The sequence below is a fragment of the Salmonirosea aquatica genome, from assembly GCF_009296315.1.
GTDB lineage: Bacteria > Bacteroidota > Bacteroidia > Cytophagales > Spirosomataceae > Salmonirosea > Salmonirosea aquatica.
In genome coordinates this window covers 1,105,832-1,127,485 of record NZ_WHLY01000002.1, presented here as the reverse complement: position 1 = coordinate 1,127,485, position 21,654 = coordinate 1,105,832, and the positions used below count along the sequence as shown (strand labels likewise).

The 21,654-nt window shown below is 50.4% G+C and carries 19 protein-coding genes; 12 read left to right on the top strand and 7 right to left on the bottom strand.

The window, feature by feature from the left end; genetic code table 11:
* Window positions 1–36 precede the first annotated feature (36 nt).
* From GBK04_RS05810 to GBK04_RS05765, 10 genes are all read left to right on the top strand, one after another.
* Window positions 37–444, top strand: a complete 408-nt coding sequence (locus GBK04_RS05810) for an SGBP N-terminal domain-containing protein (protein WP_152757706.1) — start codon at window positions 37–39, stop codon at window positions 442–444.
* A gap of 16 nt (window positions 445–460) precedes the next feature.
* Entirely contained in the window at window positions 461–1,459 is a 999-nt protein-coding gene (locus tag GBK04_RS05805) for a DUF4466 family protein (protein WP_152757704.1), read from the top strand.
* Between the two features lie 85 nt (window positions 1,460–1,544).
* Window positions 1,545–3,602, top strand: coding sequence for a right-handed parallel beta-helix repeat-containing protein (locus GBK04_RS05800; RefSeq protein ID WP_152757702.1), 2,058 nt, complete (start codon window positions 1,545–1,547; stop codon window positions 3,600–3,602).
* 91 nt (window positions 3,603–3,693) lie between these two features.
* On the top strand, window positions 3,694–5,595 hold the full coding sequence (locus GBK04_RS05795) for a heparinase II/III domain-containing protein (protein WP_373330744.1): 1,902 nt from the start codon (window positions 3,694–3,696) through the stop codon (window positions 5,593–5,595).
* Window positions 5,596–5,965: 370 nt separating this feature from the next.
* Window positions 5,966–6,454, top strand: a complete 489-nt coding sequence (locus GBK04_RS05790; protein WP_152757700.1) for a hypothetical protein — start codon at window positions 5,966–5,968, stop codon at window positions 6,452–6,454.
* Between the two features lie 154 nt (window positions 6,455–6,608).
* Window positions 6,609–9,593: a SusC/RagA family TonB-linked outer membrane protein gene (locus tag GBK04_RS05785; RefSeq protein ID WP_373331441.1), complete on the top strand. Its 2,985-nt coding sequence runs from the start codon at window positions 6,609–6,611 to the stop codon at window positions 9,591–9,593.
* A gap of 41 nt (window positions 9,594–9,634) precedes the next feature.
* Window positions 9,635–11,335, top strand: coding sequence for a RagB/SusD family nutrient uptake outer membrane protein (locus GBK04_RS05780; protein WP_152757698.1), 1,701 nt, complete (start codon window positions 9,635–9,637; stop codon window positions 11,333–11,335).
* Window positions 11,336–11,759: 424 nt separating this feature from the next.
* Window positions 11,760–13,130 carry a 3-keto-disaccharide hydrolase gene (locus tag GBK04_RS05775; RefSeq protein WP_152757696.1) on the top strand — a complete coding sequence of 457 codons (1,371 nt, stop codon included), beginning with the start codon at window positions 11,760–11,762 and terminating at the stop codon, window positions 13,128–13,130.
* Between the two features lie 179 nt (window positions 13,131–13,309).
* Window positions 13,310–14,650: a Gfo/Idh/MocA family protein gene (locus GBK04_RS05770; protein WP_152757694.1), complete on the top strand. Its 1,341-nt coding sequence runs from the start codon at window positions 13,310–13,312 to the stop codon at window positions 14,648–14,650.
* A gap of 88 nt (window positions 14,651–14,738) precedes the next feature.
* On the top strand, window positions 14,739–15,767 hold the full coding sequence (locus GBK04_RS05765; RefSeq protein ID WP_152757692.1) for a DUF6807 domain-containing protein: 1,029 nt from the start codon (window positions 14,739–14,741) through the stop codon (window positions 15,765–15,767).
* A gap of 91 nt (window positions 15,768–15,858) precedes the next feature.
* Here GBK04_RS05765 and hemW read toward each other — a convergent pair whose 3' ends face one another.
* The 6 genes from hemW to GBK04_RS05740 all read right to left on the bottom strand — a co-directional run bounded on the left by hemW (window position 15,859) and on the right by GBK04_RS05740 (window position 19,300).
* Complete coding sequence (gene hemW, locus GBK04_RS05760; RefSeq protein ID WP_152757690.1) at window positions 15,859–16,986, bottom strand: radical SAM family heme chaperone HemW; 1,128 nt, start codon at window positions 16,984–16,986, stop codon at window positions 15,859–15,861.
* A gap of 72 nt (window positions 16,987–17,058) precedes the next feature.
* Complete coding sequence (gene rplI / locus GBK04_RS05755; RefSeq protein WP_152757688.1) at window positions 17,059–17,502, bottom strand: 50S ribosomal protein L9; 444 nt, start codon at window positions 17,500–17,502, stop codon at window positions 17,059–17,061.
* 22 nt (window positions 17,503–17,524) lie between these two features.
* On the bottom strand, window positions 17,525–17,776 hold the full coding sequence (gene rpsR, locus GBK04_RS05750) for a 30S ribosomal protein S18 (RefSeq protein WP_152757686.1): 252 nt from the start codon (window positions 17,774–17,776) through the stop codon (window positions 17,525–17,527).
* Window positions 17,777–17,779: 3 nt separating this feature from the next.
* Window positions 17,780–18,163 (bottom strand): 30S ribosomal protein S6, encoded by a 384-nt coding sequence (gene rpsF, locus GBK04_RS05745; protein ID WP_152757684.1) that lies wholly within the window; start codon window positions 18,161–18,163, stop codon window positions 17,780–17,782.
* 196 nt (window positions 18,164–18,359) lie between these two features.
* Entirely contained in the window at window positions 18,360–18,416 is a 57-nt protein-coding gene (locus tag GBK04_RS31575; protein WP_505952493.1) for a hypothetical protein, read from the bottom strand.
* A 17-nt stretch (window positions 18,417–18,433) separates the two neighbouring features.
* A complete protein-coding gene (locus GBK04_RS05740) occupies window positions 18,434–19,300 on the bottom strand; it encodes a DUF8428 domain-containing protein (protein ID WP_373330743.1) in 867 nt (288 codons plus the stop codon).
* Window positions 19,301–19,428: 128 nt separating this feature from the next.
* Here GBK04_RS05740 and GBK04_RS05735 point away from each other — a divergent pair, with 128 nt between their 5' ends.
* Complete coding sequence (locus GBK04_RS05735; RefSeq protein WP_152757682.1) at window positions 19,429–20,091, top strand: YggS family pyridoxal phosphate-dependent enzyme; 663 nt, start codon at window positions 19,429–19,431, stop codon at window positions 20,089–20,091.
* On the opposite strand, the gene GBK04_RS05730 is transcribed toward GBK04_RS05735, so the two are convergent.
* The gene (locus tag GBK04_RS05730; protein ID WP_152757680.1) at window positions 20,088–21,134 is read right to left on the bottom strand and encodes a glycosyltransferase family 9 protein; all 1,047 of its coding nucleotides are present in this window, start codon (window positions 21,132–21,134) and stop codon (window positions 20,088–20,090) included. The two genes, GBK04_RS05735 and GBK04_RS05730, sit on opposite strands and share 4 nt — an antisense overlap.
* A gap of 116 nt (window positions 21,135–21,250) precedes the next feature.
* On the opposite strand from GBK04_RS05730, the gene GBK04_RS05725 reads away from it, so the two are divergent.
* Window positions 21,251–21,646: a DUF423 domain-containing protein gene (locus GBK04_RS05725; RefSeq protein ID WP_152757678.1), complete on the top strand. Its 396-nt coding sequence runs from the start codon at window positions 21,251–21,253 to the stop codon at window positions 21,644–21,646.
* Window positions 21,647–21,654 lie beyond the last annotated feature (8 nt).

Sequence of the window (21,654 nt, the reverse complement as noted above, 5' to 3'; positions counted from 1 at the left end):
ACCGACTTAGACATCTCTAATTTAATATTGAAAGAAATGAAATATTATTTGAAAGCACTTTCTTACACGCTGGTAGTTGCCTTTATGCTGGTAGCTTGTAAGCAGGATTTTCCCATCGACGAAGACGGACTGCTCATTACGACCCGGACCGATTGCTATGTCAGTAATTTTGAGTTGCTGGGTGCCGATTTTCAGACCGTACGCACCAAGAACCCAGTTATCGACACCACGGCTCAAACCATTGCGGTAGAGGTGTTCTTCGGGACTGACCTTAAGAATCTGTACCCCCAGTTTTCGCTGGTGACCGATGCCAAGCTGGACCCCAAGATTACGGGTCCCGTAGATTTTTCGGATCTGGGTAATCCCAAGACCTATACCGTGGTTTCGGGGAATCGTAAGGTAAGAAAACCCTACACTGTAACTATCACTGTTCAACAACCGTAATTAACCCCCTTAGACCATGCAACAACGTAGCTATCTAACTTATACGCTCGTCGTGCTGTCCCTCCTGGCGGGGTTGACAGCCTGCGATCCCAGCGATCACCCGACTGTCACGCCGCTGAAGAAGGTTGGTTTCCAGAACGATGTGATCAAAAGAACCTTAGGTCCCAATGTCATGGGACTGGATATAGAGTTTGCCTTTGCCATGGCCCTGCCCGCCGATGAGGGCAAGCTTACCTCAGCTCAGGTCGAAGCTTCCATCGGTGGCGCATCGGGTACCTACCTTGAGCACCGATCCTACTATACTGATGGTAGTGGAAACGACATCGGCGTGGTAGTGGGAAGCCCATCGTCCAGTGAAGGGAAGATCACGAAGGTCAACTTCACCGCCGATACTTCCGCAGCCACCTTACGGTACTATTATAAAATTCCCGAAGCAGCCCGGGGCGAATCCGTTTCATTCACATTTACCTCCACCAGCAGCACGGGTGAGGTGGTTACCTACAACATGGGCCCCTACAAAATCGCTGAGATGGACATGGTGCTCGACTTGGACGTGAAGGATGGCGGTGCCCAGTACATTTCCATCGAGGACATGAAGGTATATACAGCCGCCGAGGCCGCCCAAATGCCCAATAAGATCGATTTGGTGTACCTGTACCGATCCATTCCTAACATCACGTTCAATCATGCCCTGGTGTCTCCGGCCGCGGATGCTCAGTATCGGCCCGGACTGACTTTGCCCGCCGGGCTTACCAACAGCGCCAAGATCAGCAAGGTGTGGGGCCTGCGGGATTTCCACTTGGCCCGCCTGCAGTATGGCATCTACATCGACGATCTGGATTTTGAAGAGCTCGATATTTCAACGGCGCCCAACTACGCCATCAACCTCCGGGCGGAAGCCGGAGCGTGGGTTGAAACGGCCGATGGCAAGTACCGTGCCTACATTTACATGAATTCGGTGAACAATACCGCGAAGAGCGCTAAAATCAGCATGAAGCGCTATACGCTGAAATAATCTTACTTTTTCAAAAGGGTTATTCTGTCGGCATGAGGCAGAATAACCCTTTCTTGTTTTCATTCCAGTCGCCTACAGGTTTTATATGAGACGCTTCGTAGCCCCCATGCTATCTCTGGGAATGATGCTGGTCCTGCTGGTACCCGTTTCGGGACAGAAGTTTGCGCATCCCGGCATCAATCAAACCGCTGCTGATCTTCAGTACATGAAAGCAGAAGTGTTGAAAGGGCATCAGCCGTACAAGGATGCTTTTGAGCGGCTCAAAGCGGCCACTGATTTGGATTTTAAGGTGACTCCTTATACCCATGTGTTGAGGGGCCCCTACGGCCGCCCCAATATAGGGGGCGATGATCTCTCAAAAGGAGCTACCCTAGCCTATAACTGTGCCCTGCTCTGGTACATCACCGATGACAAGACCTATGCTGATAAGGCTATTCAGGTGCTCAATGCCTGGTCAGGTACCCTCTGGGATTTTGACTACAACGACGCCAAGCTTCTCGCCGCCTGGACGGGGCATCTGCTTTGTAATGCAGCCGAATTGTTAAAATACACGCCCTCAGGTTGGAAAAATCATGACATCGACCGGTTTACGCATCTGATGACGACCGTATACTATCCACTCTTACGATATTATTTCCCGCAGGCCAATGGTAACTGGGATGGGGCCATCATCCATTCAATTCTGGCGATTGCCGTTTTTACCGACAACCGCTCTCTGTTCGACCAGGCCACGGATCACCTGCTGCATGGACCGGTTAACGGGAGTTTGTTCAAGTATATTTTTCCCAGCGGTCAATGCCAGGAAAGTACCCGCGACCAGGGGCACGTTCAGCTTGGCCTTGGGGAGTTTGCCGGCGCCGCCCAAATTGCCTACACGCAGGGAGTGGATGTTTTTTCAATGGCCGATAACCGTCTGGCGCTCGGATACGAATACACAGCCAGGTTTCTGATGGGTGAAACTCCTCATTGCTATGGACTCATTTCGGAGCGCGCTAAAACGCTCCGTGACGACTATGAGTACGTGTACCGCCACTATGCTGCCATGGGTGTGGAGGTACCTTATACAAAACTAGCCGCCGATTCGGTTCGCAACAACGCTTCACGGAGCATCCTGACTTCTGTCCGCAAGCCGGGATCGATTAAGTCCGGAAAGTACCCTCCTATTCGAGCCAGTACAATCGGGTACATAGCGGGTGCTCTGGCGATTCCGGCCACAAAAATTCCCGGCGATGCCGTTCGGGTAGCACCAGGACAATCCCTGCAGCAAGCGCTGGATGCCGCTGCCGGCAGCAAGCGGTGGGTAGTGGCTCAGGCGGGCCTACACACGCTACCCACTACCCTCAAAATCCCCAGCGGGGTTACCCTGGCGGGTGAGGGCATCCAAACAATATTGTTTCTGGATCCGTCGTCGGGAGTACGTGACGCTATCGTGAGCGCAACCGATGATTTGCATGATGTTACCCTGCGGGATTTTGTAATTGAAGGTTCGACCCAACCCGAAACCGGAACTGATCCGAATAGCCGCCGATCGTTTCGCAGTACGGCCAACCGGGGCGGCATTATGTTCCTGTCTCCCCGCCAGGGCGCAATGGCAAACCTTAGTTTCATCAACCTCACCGTGCGGAACTGCACCTACAATGGTGTCTTCGTGAGTGGTGCTACACAGGTGACGGTTACCTCCTGCGATTTTACCGAAAATGGATCCAGCGTGGTGCCAGGCCCCAAATTGCAGCATAATCTGCTACTTACCCATTGTGAGAATGTAAAAATAAAGGGCTGTCGGCTAGATACCTCTCCTTTTGGATGTGGACTTTCCCTTGGGCATTGCAAACAGGTTTCAGTATCGGCCAGTGAAATAGCCCGCAATGGCCATTATGGTATTCTGGTGGCCGAATCAGAAGATATAACAATTGAGGAGAATTTGATCGAAGCCAATGACCGCAGCGGGGTTATGATGGAGTACCTCGACCTGGGTTCGAACCAGGTAACCGTGCAGGGTAACCGGATTCAATACAACCAGGGATTCGGAGTGGAAGCCTATGCGCTCAAAAAGGGTATGATAAAGAACAATACCTACGAGGGAAACGGAAGTTCGGCCAAACAGGAAAAAATCAGCGAAGAGAAACGGATCCTGATGGAATGAATCAATCTTCTTAAAGAAATCAAACTAAGGTACCCTGTACCGGCTACTATTCGCGGTGTGTACTGAACACGTTTTAACCCTGCATCATGCTATGAAAAAAATATTGATTTTCTGTCTTTCAATTGGTTGGGGACTTGTTTCTGCGCAGTCGCCGCAAGCGATCATTCCCGACAGCATGGCCCTAACCACCAAACTCATCGGTCTGGGTAATTCCCACCCACGGCTTTTACTGGCAAAGGGTGAAGAAAAAAAATTACTAAAAAACGTTGAGTCCGACCGGTACCTGAAGGCGATCCATACTGCTATTCTGGCGGAGTGCGATCGACTGATCGGTGTCCCGCCGGTGGAGCGGATCCAGATCGGTCGGCGTCTCCTCGATAAATCCCGGGAGTGTTTGCGACGGGTGTTTCAGCTGGCCTATGCCTACCGCACCACCGGCCAAAAAAAGTATTTGCAACGGGCCGAAAAAGAAATGCTTGCCGTGGCAGCTTTTTCAGACTGGAATCCGACCCATTTTCTGGATGTGGCCGAAATGACCATGGCGGTGGCTATCGGCTACGACTGGCTGTATAACGATTTGTCGGCCGGGAGTCGGGGTACCCTCCGTGATGCGCTGATCAACAAGGGTGTTCTGCTTTCTTTCGACGACCGGTACAACTGGTTTTTGACCGCCGAACATAACTGGAATCAGGTATGTAATGCCGGAATGACCTTTGGGGCCCTGGCCATTGCAGAGGAAGAACCCGTGCTGGCGGGTCGTACCATCCGTCGGGCTCTGACTACTATTCCCAAAGCCATGGTACCTTACGGCCCCGATGGCGGTTATCCCGAGGGATTCGGCTACTGGGAGTACGGTACCAGCTTCAATGTATTGTTTTTGAGCGCTTTGGAAAAATCCCTGGGTACTGATTTTGGGTTGGCCCAGACGCCCGGTTTCCTGAAAACAGCCGGTTTTGAGCAGAACATCGTAGGGCCTCAGGGTACCGTACACAACTGGGGCGATAGCGGCGCTCAGAATGGCATCAGCCCGGCCATGTTCTGGTTTGCCGCTAAAAACAACGATCCGTCACTCTTGTGGATGCAGCGGAAAGTCATCCAGGAACAGCCCGCCAGGGAGTTTGTCAGCGAGCGGATCTTGCCCGCTCTATTGATTTGGGGCAATAACCTGAACCTGGAAAACAGCAAACCACCCACCGAAAAAATGTGGATAGGGCAGGGACCAAGCCCCGTAGCTTTCATGCGCACTTCCTGGGCCGATACCAACGCGATTTTTGTAGGCTTCAAGGGAGGGTCGGCCTCGGTCAACCACGCGCACATGGATGCGGGATCGTTTGTACTGGATGCTTTGGGGGAGCGTTGGGCGATGGATTTTGGCCCTCAAAACTACAATTCGCTGGAAGAGCGCGGCATCAAACTGTTCGGTCGCACGCAGGATGCCGAGCGCTGGGATATTTTTCGTTATAATAATCTGGTTCATAATACTCTGACCATCGACGGTCACTATCAGAACGTTAAAGGGTACGCCCAGATAGATGCCTGGTCGGATAATCCTCAGGATATGCGCATCGTTTCCGACCTGTCGACGGTGTATGAGGGACAGGCGGCAGCGGTCAAGCGCGGGATAGCCCTGTTGGAAGAGAAATACGTGGTGGTGCGCGATGAAGTGAAGGCTCCGGCTCAGGACATCACGCTTCGGTGGACGCTGCTTACCCCGGCTGAGGTCAAAATTCTGGATGATAAAACGGTGGCGTTATCACAGCATGGCAAAACCATGTACCTGCATTTTAATGCGAAGGTACCCCTCACCCTCAAAACATGGTCTACCGTACCTACCCACGATTATGATGCACCCAATCCGGGCACGCAGCTGGTGGGTTTTGAGGCATTAATTCCCGCCAACACCTCCCAGGGTTTTAATGTAAGTTTTAGCCATTCTCAAACCCCCAGAACCGTAGCACCTCTGGCGGAATGGAGCGTAAAAAAAGCTAAGTAATTAAAGGAATTTACTTTTTAATCCGTCGGGGTGGTTTTATGCGTCCCCGACGGATTTTTTTTTCGACAAACAGGTACCTTCCAGAGTGCTCCTGTGAATTGTCGCATACCCACTTCTTTTTAGGCAATCACAGTAGAATTCCCCTTACACCTATTTTACCTACTAGGTAAGCGGCTCATCCTGTCCACCTACCGCTGTCTGCTCTCTGCTCTCTGAGTAGAAGCTACCTCTCCCCCTCTTTTATTCAACAATTCTAAGAATTTTTTGTGAACTACTTGTAGGGGTAGGTTTCTGATCTATGCGTCCGATCTATCATTATCGGATACTAAGAAGACAGAGGTACCCTCCCTGCGCTCCCTAAATTAATCCGATGAAGCCTTACTCGGAATACAGTGCCGAAGAGTTAGCCATGGAACGCCTGTTCATCCGGTGGGTCATGGCTCCTGACGATCCGCCGATCAAGAAATTCTGGATGGGCTGGATCGAGAAGCATCCGCATATGGAGGACACGGTGCGAGAGGCCGATGCCCTGGTGCGTACGGCATCGGACTGGAACCTGGAAGGCGTGAGCGCGCAGGAATCGGGGTCACTGTGGAGCCGAATACGGACCACAATTGAGACTCTGCCGGAAATGGAACATCTGGAACCTTCGCTGAAGGCCATGGCGACCAACTGGTACTTTTTAAGGTGGAGTGCCGGGATTGCGGCGACAGTCGTTCTGGTCCTGCTCTGGTTTTTCTGGGAACCGAGTGTTTTTCACGGGCGCTCGAACGAAACAAACATCGCCAAGTCGGATACAACGCGAGTTATGGAAAGGCCGGATAGTACGAAAAAGAATATCCCTTTTAAAATCAAATAAACCCAATCAATTTTCAATTTAACCTCAAATCAATTACCCAATGAGAAGAATGTTTACGAGTCGAAACAGGAGCGTGCAGCAACGGGTCGCAGTCCCGCACAGTTTCCTAATGATGGTACTGCTACTTGGGCTGGGCCTGCTCCCCCAGCTACTGATGGCCCAGGGACAGGCCGTGACCGGTGTGATTAATTCCGCCGAAGACAACACACCTTTGCCCGGCGTAACGGTCGTACTTAAGAATTCTACGGTAGGTACCACCACGGACCAGGATGGTAGGTACCGGATTACTACGACCGGCAACAACCCTACGCTCATCTTCTCTGCCGTAGGTTTTGCAACTCAGGAAGTAGCGGTTGGCAACCGTAGTACTGTGGATGTAACACTGGCTGTTGACCAGAAAACCCTGAATGAAGTAGTGGTTGTAGGGTACGGTACCCAGAAGAAAAGCCAGGTAACGGGCGCTATCGTGCAAGTAAGCTCCAAAGAAATTCAGGAAATGCCGATTACCAACCTAGGCCAAGCGCTTCAGGGTAGGGCGGCCGGGGTCGACGTAACTCAGACGGGTTCTAAGCCAGGTACAGTTCCAAAAATCCTGATTCGTGGCCGCCGGTCGTTCAACGCGACCAATGATCCCCTTTACGTAGTTGACGGGATACCACTGGCAGGAGGCTATGAGGATATGAATCCAAGTGATGTAGCCTCCATGGAAATATTGAAAGATGCTACCGCAACAGCTATCTACGGTGCCCGGGGTGCCAACGGGGTAGTCCTGATTTCTACTAAACGCGGTGCGGCAAAGGGGAAAACCACGGTATCGTATGATACGTATGCAGGGGTGTCCAAGCCGCTCGACAAGGTACAGCTGTTTAGCGGCCCGGAATTCGCTGAATTTGTCCGGGAAGCCTATCGTGCTACCGGTGGCTATAAGGATGCCAATGGAAATGCAGTTCCTACCGGTGTTGCCGATCCGGTCGCCGATGCCAAGGTCGCCGTTTTGGGTGGCGACCCGGCCGTTGCCAAAGGTATAGCGAATGGTACTGATACCGACTGGCAGAGCCTGATTCTGCAGAATGGCTTTGTCCAGAATCACTCTATCGGGATTCAGGGCGGGAGCGACAGAACGCAGTTCTACCTTTCGGGAGGGTACTTTAAAGACCAGGGCATTTCAGAAGGTCTGGACTTTACCAGAATGTCACTGCGGGCCAATCTCGATCACCAAGTAAACAGCTTTTTGAAAGTAGGGCTTTCATCGTATATGATGTATAGTATCCGCAATGGTGAAAACCTGAACCCTTATCAGTTCACCCTTCAGCAAAATCCGCTGGCTGCTGTGTATAATGACGATGGTAGCCTCAAATTCTCGCCAACCAACGATGCTCTGCTCACCAACCCGCTGGCCGAAATCGTGCCCGGTGCTCAGGTAGATGAAACAAAGAAATACCGCATTTTCAACAGTATTTTTGCGGAAGCTCAGATCATAGAAGGCCTTAAGTACCGGGTTAACTTTGGTCCAGACTTTACTATTGCTCGTTATGGGCGCTTCATTGGTGCCCAAACCAATGCTCGTAAAGGCGGTGCTCCGCAGGCGTCCAATGAAAACCGGTTTGGCTTTAACTATACCCTGGAGAACATCCTGAGCTACAACAAAAACTTTGGTGGAAAACATAATCTAGGCATTACGGCGCTTCATTCTATTCAGCGTGACAACTATGAAACCTTCCGGGCTGATGTACAGGGGGTACCCGCTGAAAGTCAGCAGTTTTATAGCCTGGGTACGGCCAGCTCAATTTTATCTACTCCCAGTAACCTGATCCAGTGGACCATCAACTCGTTTATGGCCCGGATTAACTACGACTACAACGATAAATACTTACTAACCCTGACGCTGCGTCGCGATGGTTCGAGTCGATTCGGTGAAAACACCAAGTATGGTAACTTCCCTGGCGTTGCGGTTGGCTGGAATATAAGCAATGAGCCATTCCTGAAAAATGCTCCTTGGATTGACCTGATGAAAATACGCGCAGGTTGGGGACAAGTTGGTAATCAGGGGGTAGCGCCTTACCAGACCCAGGGCTTACTGAGCCGCACTGCCTACGCCTGGGGAAGCACAGCGGCCTTTGGTTATCGGCCTAGTACGATTGGTAATCCGGATTTACGCTGGGAGACATCTTCTACGGCTAACGTAGGTGTTGACTTCAGTTTCCTTAGCGGTCGGGTACAAGGTTCATTGGAATTGTACCAGACCAATACAACGGCGCTTCTGTTGTCTGACCAGCTTCCGGGCTCAATCGGTTTCTCGGCCGTTACCCGTAACGTAGGGGAAACCCGCAACCGGGGCATTGAACTGGGCTTCACTACGATCAATGTGAACTCAGGCTCAGGCTTTAAATGGTCAACGGATTTTACTTTTATGAAAAACACCGAAGCCATTATCTCGCTGTACAATGGAAAGATTGATGACGTAGGAAATGGCTGGTTCATCGGTCGTCCATTAAGTACTGTCTTTGATTACAAGAAGATCGGCATCTGGCAGTCGGACGAAGCAGAGAAGGCAAAATCATACGCCAGCGAAGTGGGTCAGATCAAGATTCAGGATACCAACAATGATGGAAAGATCAATGCCGACGACCGTGTGATTCAGGGATCCGACGTACCTAAGTTTAGCGGTGGTATCACCAACCGCTTCAACTTCAAAGGCTTTGACTTGTCGTTCTTCTTCTATGCCCGCGTTGGTAACCTGATCCGAAGCGAATTTCACAGAAATTTGAATCAGTTGGCGGGTCGTTATCAGCAGATTAAAGTTGACTACTGGACTCCCAATAACCCAACCAATGAATTCCCTCGTCCAAAGAGTAATCAGGAATTTCCGGTTTACAATACAACACTGACCTACTTTGATGGTACGTTCGTAAAGCTGCGTAATATCAACTTTGGCTATAACTTCAGTCCAGCAGTTGCTAGTAAACTCGGGATGGAATCGTTGCGGATTTACTCCAGCATTCAGCAACCATTTATTTGGTCAAAGTACCGCAGCAAGTATAACGGGGTAGATCCGGAGACGACAGACCTCAATGCAGGTGGTTCGGGTGTAACCCCAGCTACCTCCGTGTACACGCTTGGTTTGAATGTTCGCTTCTAATCAACCTCCTGACTGTTAAACTTTAAATTTTTAAAGAGAAAATGAAATACGAAAATATAATTAAACCAATAAAGGTCCTAAGTCTGGCCGCATGCCTGATGGTGAGTCAGTCTTGCAACGACATTCTGGACGAGAAGGTGATTTCCAATATTGGAAATGACTACATTAATACGACGCAGGGCTTTCAAGATGCGGTAAAAGCAGCGTATTCAACGCTCCGGTACTATTACGCCTCGCAACAGGGCCTGACTTTGTCGGAGTACGGGACCGATATTTACGCTACTGGGGCCGACGGAGGTTATAAAGGCTTCCATTTCTACGATGGCCAGTTGAACCCAACCGTTGATTACCTGGGTAATACCTGGGACGAACTCTATCGGGGTGTCAATACCTGTAACGCGGTCATTGACCGTGCTCCTGATGTTACGGGCGTAAGTGATGCGGTAAAAAAACTTCGGGTAGCCGAAGCTAAATTTTTGCGGGCTCACTATTATTATATCCTTTTTATGCAGTGGGGCCCGGTTGATCTGCGCCTTACGGAGACCCTGGTACCCACCAAAGACACCAAGCGGGCTACTGATGCCGAAATGTACGCCGCTATTATCAAGGACCTGAACGAGGCTATAGCAGATTTGGAGCCAAAAGCACAGTCGACGGATTATGGACGCGCTACCAAACCAGCGGCCGAAACGCTTTTGGCTAAGGTGTACCTGGCAAAAGGCTACTCGTCGGTCAAGGCGGCAGATGATTTCTCTAAAGCGGCCGAACTTTGCAACAGTGTAGTTAATAACTATGGATTCAAACTGTTGGATGACTTTGCCAGCGTTTTCGATGAGAATAATCAGATGAATAGTGAAGTTGTTTTTGCCGTACAATACACTTCCGACCCGCTTTCAAACCTGACCAATAATACGGGGTCAGTCAATGGAGGTAATAACCTGCATTTATTCTTCGGGATGCAATACGACGTTCAACCGGGTATGAAACGGGATGTTTTTTATGGTCGTCCCTTTAAGCGGCTACGTCCTACATCGTATCTGTTGAATACTGTTTTTGCGGATCGTACTAATGATTCCCGCTATAAGAAAACTTTCCGCGATACCTGGCTGAGTAATAACCCTGGTACCTATAATGCCGCGTCTTTTGATAATTCAAAAACCAAAGTGACCTTCGCGGCTGGTGACACGGCTATCTATATTCCCGGAGTTGAGTGGACGCAGGCACAGCGCGCTGCCAAGAAGTACCAGGTGTTGGTACCCAGCCAATATAGCGAGGCATTGTTCCCAACGCTCCAGAAGTTCTTTGATACCAAGCGTCCTGATCTAACCTATGAAGCAGGGAGCCGTGATTACTTCGTATTCCGTTTGGCCGATGTATATCTGATGCTGGCGGAGGCTCAACTGAAAGTGGGTAATATCGCCGAGGCCACGAAGGCGATCAACGCCGTACGCTATCGGGCAGGCTGGCCGGGTAAGAAAGACAACATGCTGATCGCCGAGAAAGACATGAACATGGAGTTGATCATTGAAGAACGCGCCCGAGAGCTGGCCGGTGAGCAAATGCGCTGGATCGATCTCAAGCGCTGGGGACTTCTGATCGATCGGGTTAAGAAGTACAACCCGCAGGCAGCTGTCAATATTAAAGAAACCCATACTGTACGTCCTATTCCACAAACCCAGATTGACCGGAGTGCAAAAGGTACCGATGGCAAGTCGGTCTTCCCACAAAATCCGGGCTATTGATTCACAGAGAGTTGTTTTAAGGGAAGTGAAAACCCCGGCGATGAATTCAAGTATTGAAATAAATATTATGAGTCAAAAGTGAAAAGAGATGGGTGAAAGTCTCGACAATTCTCGTCCTGTATTGTATCCAGGTACATTGCAAATGTGGCCGTTCAGACTTTGTTCATTCAATTAAAAATACTACCTGTGTGAGGTAGGGCAGTTGGCCGGTCAAATGGCGGCTGCGCGATTGATTCCTCGGTAGAAAAGTCCCCCGTATTGGGGGCTTTTCTCTTTATAGCGGGTAGTATAAAAACTTTGGTAGATGCTTATGTAAGGGTATGGAGTCTGTTCTGTCGTTCTTAAATTGACAAAGTGGAAACGGGGCCAGGCTCTATACTCGACCTCTCAAAACGCTGTGACCCAAAAAACCAGAAAATAAGGAATGAAAAAAAACAGTTCAATTTTTATTGTCTTACTGCTCAGTTGCCTGACGCAGATTTCCCTCGCCCAAAAATCCAAAGATGGCTGGCAGGATTTATTCAATGGCAAAGACCTGACCGGCTGGAAACAACTGAATGGCAAGGCCAAATACGAAGTAAAGGATGGTACCATTGTGGGTACCTCCACGATGAATACCCCCAATTCTTTCCTGACGACCGAAAAAGACTACGGTGATTTTATCCTCGAATTGGAAGTAATGGTCGATGATAAACTGAACTCGGGCATTCAGATCCGCAGTGAATCGACTCCCGACTACATGAATGGACGGGTACATGGCTACCAAATTGAAATCGACCCTAGTCCCCGCGGTTGGTCGGCCGGGATTTACGACGAGGCGCGGCGGGGCTGGCTCTACCCCGGCGACTTGAACCCTCTGGCTAAAACGGCATTTAAAAACAATCAGTGGAATAAATACCGCATCGAGGCCATCGGTACTACAATCCAGACTTTCCTGAACGGAATTCCCATCGCGCATCTGATCGACGATATGACACCCAAGGGTTTTATTTGTCTGCAGGTACATGCCATCAACAAACCCGAGCAGAACGGTACCCAGGTGAAATGGAAGAATGTGCGTATAAAGACCAGCAATATCAAACTCAGCCCATCAGCCAACATCCGGATCGTGAACACGATTCCCAATTACCTTTCTCCAGATGAGGCAGCACAGGGCTGGAAGCTTCTTTACGACGGGAAATCGGCCGATCAATGGCGGGCTTATGGCGGCACGGAGTTTCCCCAAAAGCGGTGGAGTGCTAAGGATGGTGTCATCAGTGTGGCCAAGTCCGATGGCTCCGAAACAGGCAACGATCTGGTGACCCGCGAAAAGTACGGGCCAGGCTTTGAATTTGAGTTTCAGTTTAAGCTCACCGAAGGCGCTAACAGCGGCGTGAAGTATTTTGTGAACGAAAATCTGGATTCCAAAGGCAAGTCGGGCCTGGGCCTGGAATACCAGGTGTTGGACGATGCCAAACATCCTGACGCCAAAATGGGTGTAGTGGGTAACCGTACCCTGGCTTCCCTGTATGATTTAATCCCGGCGGAGAAACCCGGGAATTCCATTAAGAAAATTGGCGAGTGGAATCTGGGACGCCTGGTGGTACATCCCGATGGAAAAGTAGAACACTACCTGAATGGTCAGAGGGTGCTTGAATATCAGCGTGGTGGACCAATTTATCGCGCTTTGGTGGCTCGCTCGAAGTACAAGGACCATGCTGATTTTGGTTTGGCTGAAAAAGGCAATCTACTTCTGCAAGACCACGGCGACAATGTAGAGTACCGAAGTCTGAAAGTGAAGGAGTTGAAAGAGTAGGTGGAAAAGGTGCGATGTTCTGAAGAGCGCGAAGGGTATATTTTCAATAAGCGCACTTTTATTTAGGGGGAAATCTCCTGCGAGTTTGTGTAAATGTACGCCAGGTACCTTGGAAGGTACCTGGCGCACTAAGTTAAATTCAAAAGATCTCATAACTCATATCTTATAATTATAGAAACATGGACAACAGAAGGGATTTTATAAAAAAAGCTACCCTGGCTTCGGCGGGCGTAGCCATAGGTACGCGGGCCATGAGCGCCGCCAGTTATAACAGGATTATTGGTGCGAATGATCGCGTTCGGGTGGGTATCATCGGTTTCTCCAATCGGTTCCGGTCTTCGCTGGCTCCCAGCTTTGCGGATCACTCGAAAGCGATGAACTTCGAATTCATGGGTGTGTCCGATATCTGGAACCGCCGCCGCGACGAAGCGGAAGCTTTTTTCAAAGGCAAGCCTTCGGCAGCGAATGATTTTGTCAAATGCCGCAACAATGACGAACTCCTCGACCGCAAGGATGTGGATGCCGTGATCATCAGTACGGCCGATTTCCAGCATGCCTTGCATAGCACCGCCGCCATCAAGTCGGGTCGCGATGTGTACATGGAAAAACCCTTTGCCGAATCGCTGGAAGATGCCAAACTGTGCCTGAAAACGGCCGAAGCTTCCAAACAAATTGTACAGGTAGGTTCACAGCGTCGCTCCGCGCCTAATTACCATGCGGCAAATAAATTCATCAATTCCGGTGAATTTGGCCCTATTTCGATGGTAGAAATGACTTGGAACGTCAATCAGCCCGGCCGCTGGCGGCTACCCGAACTGACCAAGGAAATCCGCAAAGAGGATACCGACTGGGATCGCTTTCTCATGAACCGTCCCAAGGTAGCCTGGAATCCCCGCTTCTATCTTGAATATCGTTTGTTCTATCCCTACTCATCGGGAATTCCAGGACAATGGATGTCCCACCAGATTGATACCGTTCACTGGTTTTCGGGACTGAACGCTCCGCGTAGCGTATCGGCCAACGGTGGGGTATACGTATGGAAAGATGGACGGGTGAATGCGGATACTTTCTCCGCGGTATTTGAATACGGGCCCTTTGACGATCCTTCCAAAGCCTTTCAGGTGATTTATTCATCCCGGATGCACCAGGCTGCGGGTGATGTAAAAGAATACTACTACTCCAACGCTGGGATGATCAACCTGGACACCAACGAGATCACCCCCGAAGGAGGCTTGCAGGCAGGCCCCGCTAAGGCGATGGGCATGAAGCCCAATCTGTTGCCCAAAATGAAACTGGGCGAGGTAGCCAAAATGGAGACCGGTGCCAACACCGGTGCAGATCCCATGACGTCGCTGCACATGCTCAACTGGATGGAGTGTATCCGTAGCCGCAAACAGCCTAACGCTCCCGCCCGGGCGGGCTTCAACCACGCCGTGGCCAATATCATGGCTACGCAGGCGCTGCATACCGGAAAACGGGTGACTTGGGATGAGAAGAAAAGTGATATTGTTGTTAGTTAAGCCGTTGAACTATTGAACCGGGTGATCGTGTAATTGGCAAAAGATAATTTGTACAATTACACGATCACTTTTTATCCAGATATCCAGTATGAAAAAGATACTTTTACTGCCCGTTTTGATGTTGACCGCTCATTTGACGAACGCCCAGCGGGTCGAACTGACTAATAATGCAGCCGAGAAGAAAGTGACGGTCAATGTGGATGGAAAGCCTTTCACTGCTTACATCTATCCCGGTACCGAAACCCTGAAAAAAGCGGTACTATATCCGGTAAGAACGGCGCAGGGGACGGTCATTACGCGGGGCTGGCCCATGGAGCCGCGGCCCGGCGAACGGGTAGATCACCCGCACCATGTAGGGGTATGGTTCAACCACGGGAACGTGAATGGCTACGACTTTTGGAATAGTTCCAATGCCGTGGACCGCACAAAGCATAAGTACGGCGATATTATACACACGGGTATCACCAACATTAAAAGTGGCCGGGGAAAAGGCGAACTGGACGTAACCGCTGACTGGGTAAGCCAGGATGGCGACACTTTTTTGAAAGAAAAGACCAGCTTCATATTCACGGCAACCGGCGACGAACGCATTATCGACCGTATCGCCACATTGACGGCACTAGAAGATGTTACCTTTGAGGATTCGAAAGAGGGAATGTTCGCAATCCGGCTGGCGCGTGAACTGGAGCATCCGTCCAATAAAGCCGAAGTGTTTACCGATGCCAACGGCGTCGCGACCAAAGTGGCTTCCCTGAACAACGAAGGAGTTACGGGTAAGTACCGCAACAAAGAAGGTGTGGAAGGCGATGATGTGTGGGGTAAAAAATCTGCCTGGACCGATTTGGAGGGAAAAATCGGTAGCGAAAACATCAGCGTGGCCATTTTGGATCATCCCAAAAATATAGGGTACCCAGCCTACTGGCACGCACGGGGTTACGGTCTTTTTGCTGTCAACCCAATGGGTGATAAAGAGTATTCATCAGCCAGTGCCGCACGGAATTTTGCCTTGAAAAAAGGGGACTCCGTTACGCTGCGCTACCGCATGGTTGTGGCTTCCCACCACCTTTCCGACCAGGAAATGAATACCCTGGCCGCCGATTTTGCAAAAGTGAAATAAGAAAAGAATCAAGAACACTACTTAGCGGACGTTCCAGGGAATCACCTGGGACGTCTTTTTTTGTTGAGCTACATTCAGGTTTTTCCTGCTCTTAGTCTTCAATGAAAAGACTACCCGCTACGCGATCCGCGAAGAGCTTTCCTTTTTCAGTAAGCAACAGTACGCCGTCTTTCGAGCATAACCAACCCACCTCAGAGAGGCGAAAGATTTCTTCGCCCATTTGAGCGAGAAATTGTCCATTGGAAAGCACCTGCAACAATTCAAGCCGACAGCCCCAGCGGGTACGGAGGCCGGTCAGCAGGTACTCGTTGACCTGGTCGGCGGGCGTCAGCGTTTCCAGAGTAAAAGGCAGTTTGCTTTTGGCGATTTCCCGCACATAAGCGGCGTTGTTGGCGATATTATACTGACGGCTGGCACCATTGTACGAATGCGCGCTGGGCCCCACCCCCAGGTAGGGTCGCCGCTGCCAGTAAGCGCTATTGTGCAGGCTGTATTTCTGATTACGAGCAAAGTTGGAGATTTCGTACTGGTCGAAGCCATGCTGCTGTAGGGTACCCATGAGGAGTTCAAATTGCCCGGCGGCGTACTCATCGTCAATTGGCTGAATTTTATTGGACTTTACCCAATTTCCAAAAACGGTTTTTGGCTCGATCGTCAGGCAGTAGGCCGAGATGTGGTCGATTTCCAGGCTCAGCATTTTTTCAATATCCCTTTGTAGGAGGCTGTCATCGGCCGACGGAATGGCATAAATAAGATCCGCCGTCAGGTTGGTAATACCAATATCCTGGGCGGACTTGACGCTGCGCTCCGCTTCTTCGGCAGAATGCGCCCGGTTCATAAACCGCAGATGGGGATCATGAAATGACTGGATGCCAATGCTCAACCTGTTGATTCCCTGCGAAGCAAGGGTACGGAGGGTACCTTCCGAAAGATCGTCGGGGTTAGCTTCCAGGGTGATTTCGGCGTCGGGTCTGAGTTGAAAATGGGTACCAATGGTCTCCAGCAACAGGGCTAGTTCCGACTCCGTCAGCAGCGAAGGGGTACCCCCGCCAAAATACACCGTCTGCAATACCCGTCCGGGCAGGTAATCCTTTTGCAGTCTGATTTCAGACGCGATAGCCTGAACCAGCGTACCCTTGTCACGGAGGCTGGTACTGAAATGAAAATCGCAGTAGTGACAGGCTTGACGGCAGAAGGGGATATGAACGTAAAGATGCATGGCAGCAGGAGGGTACAACGACAAAAGGCACGGAATTCCGTGCCTTTTGTCGTTGCCTAATGCAATCGGAGATTATTCGGCCGGTACGACGTTGATCGTAACGTTATGCTTAACTTCCTTATGGAGGTCGATGACAGCCGTATAAGTACCTACCGACTTCACCTCATCCACCGTGATCTTCTTCCGGTCGATATCGATCCCACGCACCTGCAGGGCGTCGGCTACCTGCGTGTTGGTCACGCGGCCGAAAATGCGGCCACTTTCACCCACTACTGCCGGTATATCGATGACCATGTCGCCGATAGCCGCAGCAATCGCCTCGGCGTCGCTCTTGATTTTTTCCGCCTTGTGTGAGGCCTGGCGTACGTTTTCTTCCACAATCTTGCGATTGGACGAATTGGCCAGAATAGCATACCCCTGCGGAATCAGGAAGTTACGACCGTACCCGGGTTTCACCGAAACGATGTCGTTCTTATACCCTACACCGGCTATATCTGTTATTAGTATGATTTCCATTTCTTACGATCTCTTTTACGGTTTATTTCAATTGATCGGCCACGAATGGCATCAGGGCCAGGTGGCGCGAGCGCTTGATGGCTTGAGCCACTTTACGCTGGTACTTCAGGCTCGTGCCGGTCAGGCGGCGGGGCAGAATCCGGCCCTGCTCATTCACCAGTTTCAAAAGGAAATTGGGATCCTTATAGTCGATATACTTGATGCCGGCTTTCTTAAAGCGGCAGTATTTCTTACGGTTTACGTTTTTTTCAACGGGTTCGTTTACGAGTGTCATAGCTTAGGCTGCTGCTGGTTTTTGGGTTTCATCGATCGCTTGTTCCTTTTTCTTGCCTACCAGGCCTTTACGCTTTTTCTCGTTGTAAGCCACGGCGTGCTTGTCCAGGGCTACAGTCAGAAAGCGCATGATACGCTCGTCGCGGCGGAAAGCCGTTTCGAGGATGTCGATCACCGTACCGGGAGCTTTGTACTCGATCAGGTGATAGAATCCGTTGCTTTTCTTCTGAATGGGGTAGGCCAGCTTGCGCAGTCCCCAGTTTTCCTCATGTACCAGTTCCGCGCCGTTTTCGGTGAGGATTGAGCGGAACTTGTCAACGGTGTCCCCTACCTGGGCCTCAGATAGGATGGGAGTCAAAATGAACACCGTTTCATACTGATTGTTCATACGAATAAATTGATTTGTAATAAAAAATGGGTATTGTTCTCAAAATGAGGGTGCAAAAATAGGGCTTGCAACGCAGAGTTGCAAGCCCTATGCAGGGTAAGTCAGTAAAATTGACGAGTTTCTAGTGCAAAGGCGTGACAACAGCGGGCCACCTGCTGTTCCAAAAACTAAGAAAGCTGTGGCCCCACAACTCTACTTACTTGACTGTAAAATCTCCCTGTCCGATCTTGAACCCCTCGCTGTAAAGTTCCACGGTGTATTTTCCATCCTTCAAGGGTACCCCCCACGTCCGTACATGATATCGACCGACTGCTGGGTGTTATCGAAGTTAACGGCCTCTTTTGAACTGTAAATCATTTCGCGGCCATTGTAAATAAAAGCTCCGGACCCCGTAGCCATATCGGAAAGAACGGCTCCGTTGGGGTCAAGAATGCGCAGATAGATTTCCTTGCGATCCTGCCGGGCGATGGAGTTGGGACCCAGGACAAAGCTTACCTTCAGCTTGTCGATCCGGCGGGCTTTGTAATTTCCCCCTTCCCGTTCCTTGCCCTTAGACGACAGGGCGTTGACGCTTATTTTCTCGGCCCGCAGTGCGGAAGCAATCGTCACTTTTTCGTTCAGTTCCCGGTTTTGCACAGCATAATTCGTTACCGAATCAGTCAGAGCCTGCCGCTCTCCTTCCAAGCCCGTGACGGTCTGCGTGAGCTCTTCGTTTTTAGCCGTAACAACCCCTAACTCTTCTTTCAACCGGGCTATGTCCTGATCTTTCTGATTCAGAATGGCTTCGTATGAACGAATCTTATCTTCGTATTTTTTAGCCGAATACGTGTTGAGGTTTTTCAGCGATTGTTTGTCCTTCTCAAGTTGCTGTTTTAGCGAAACCAGGGAATCGACACTCCCGCCCAATTGCTGAATTTCGGCAATTTTGGCGTCCAGCTGCGCCGAAATGGAGTCCAGTTTTGTTTTGGTAAACAAGACTTCCTCGGTCTTGGCAGCAATGATGGTATCTTTGCTGTCATTTTCCTGCCTTTCCTGATAGAAAAAGTAGAGAAGCACGATATTCAGCAAGGCCAAAACGGCCAAAGCAGCCCACAAGAGGGTTTTACGGTCGCGCTTTTGCTCCTGATTGTAATCCATACAGTGATTTGGTTAGGGTTGAAGAGGTACCAGTACTTTTTGAAAGTATTTTTTCCGGCAAATATAGCGGATTATTTTAATATCTATTTTAAATAGTTCATATACAGTTGATTAAAGACGATAAATCTATGAGAATACAAAAGGCCATTGGCCAGATATCGCAAGAGCTCGGATCGAAAGCCCGGCTCGTTGCCGTTACGAAAACCAAACCCATCGGCCTGTTGCGTGAAGCCTACGAGGCGGGCTGTACGATGTTCGGTGAAAACAAAGTCCAGGAAATGGTCGAAAAACACGAGCATTTGCCCCAGGACATCGCCTGGCACATGATCGGCCATTTACAAACCAACAAAGTGAAATACATCGCGCCATTCGTTGCGCTGATTCACTCGGTGGATAGCTTGAAAGTACTGAAAGAAATTGATAAACAGGCCAAGAAAAACAACCGCATAATCGAATGTCTGTTGCAGGTTCATATTGCCGAGGAAGAAAGCAAGTTTGGATTCTCTGAACAGGAAGTACTCGAATTGCTGGCTTCCGACGAGCTGGGTACCCTGAAAAACGTGCGGATCGTAGGCCTGATGGGCATGGCTACCAACACGGACGCCGAAACCCAAATCCGGAAAGAATTCCGGGGACTGCGTACCTTTTTCGATTCGCTCAAAGCGCGGGAAAATGAGCAGGTAAGCATGCGTGAACTGTCGATGGGTATGAGCGGAGACTACCGGATTGCGATAGAAGAAGGAAGTACCCTCGTCAGGGTTGGCAGTGCCATTTTCGGTGCCCGCCATTAGGTGGTTTTATAAGAAGCTACCTCCAATTTCCGATCAATGGCTTCTTGAACCACTTCCAGGGGTAGCTGCGCGCAGGGTTGTCCTTCGCGTCGAATCAATACACAATTCTGCTGCCGGCCGTACGCTCCTGAGTAGGGGTTATAGGCCGGAAATTCGTTGAGAGAACCCATCAGGATAAAGCCGAAGGTACCTACGGCGTTGGCCAGGTGCGAAGGTCCACTGTCGAGGCCAATGAAGTACCGGGCTCGCCGGATCACTTCGGCGGTTTCCAGAATTGAAAGCTGACCGCAAAGGTTGCGATAGGCGGGGCTGGAAACCGAAAGATTGCTCCTGAGGCCCACTTCCATTATTGCAAAGGGGTACCTGGTGGACAATTGTTCAATCAGAGCTTCCCATCGTCCGGCAGGCCAATCTTTAGGGGCATAGTTGGATTGACAGTGAATTACTACGAAGTCAGAAGGCAGATGCAGCGAATCCACTTTTTGGCGATGACGATCCTGAAGGTACAACCGGGGCTGATCGTCGGTGGGTAGTGTCAATCCGGCCGTTTGGGCAAACACCTCGAGCAGATTGCCAAAATTGAAATAGGTATGGACATTGATGCCCCGCGCCAGGGCCGTGGGATTTTCCAGAAAAACCTGGCAGGTAGGACAGTGGTTGTTGTTACGGAATTGAAGTTCAAATACCTGGCCGAAAACACCCGTACGCAGCAGCACGCACCGCTGGGTAACACAAAACTCCGGGAACGACTCGTCGATGGCCGGATTGGTATCGATGAGTTCGCGGTAAGCGGGCTTTACAAACCAGACGATATGCGCCGAAGGGTAGAGGGCACGGATGTGGCGGGCAAGTGGCTCGGCCGCTACGATGTCGCCAAAATGCTCCGTGCGGATGATCGCAATGAGCGGCTTTCCTTTTTCAAAATTTCTTTTCTTCCAGCAAAAATAAAGCCACGCCCAATAGGCGCGTAGATGCGCTTTGGCGATGTGCGAATATTTGTGGTAGCGGTGCGTCCACAGGGCAATGAAAGCTTGTAAAGTCATGCGCGCTGAATCCGTTTGCGCCGCAAGTTAGGCAAGAAATAGCAAATGTCAGTTGCTTGCCCACACCCGTGACCGTACCTTTGAAGTAGTTATTGTTCACGCTTTACACAAAAACCATGAAATTCATGTTACAAGCCGGGGCTATTCTGGGTGCCCTAGCCGTAGCCATAGGTGCCTTTGGCGCACATGCCTTAAAAGCCTCCCTGGAAGCATCAGGTAGGGCCGATACCTTCGAAACCGCAGTCAAGTACCAGTTTTACCACGCGCTGGCGTTGGTATTGGTTGGCTTGCTACTAGGCCGGGCCGAGGCGGGCGATCCGTCGCTCGGAGCCGTCAGATGGCTCAACTGGTCGGGTTACGCTTTTGCCGCAGGAGTACTGATCTTTTCCGGATCGCTATACGCCATTTGTTTTACCGGCATTACCAAATTCGGCGCTGTGGCACCCATCGGGGGCTTGCTGATGATTGCAGGCTGGGTATTGCTGTTCCTGGCGGCTGGGAAGCTAGGGTAGGTTGTGTT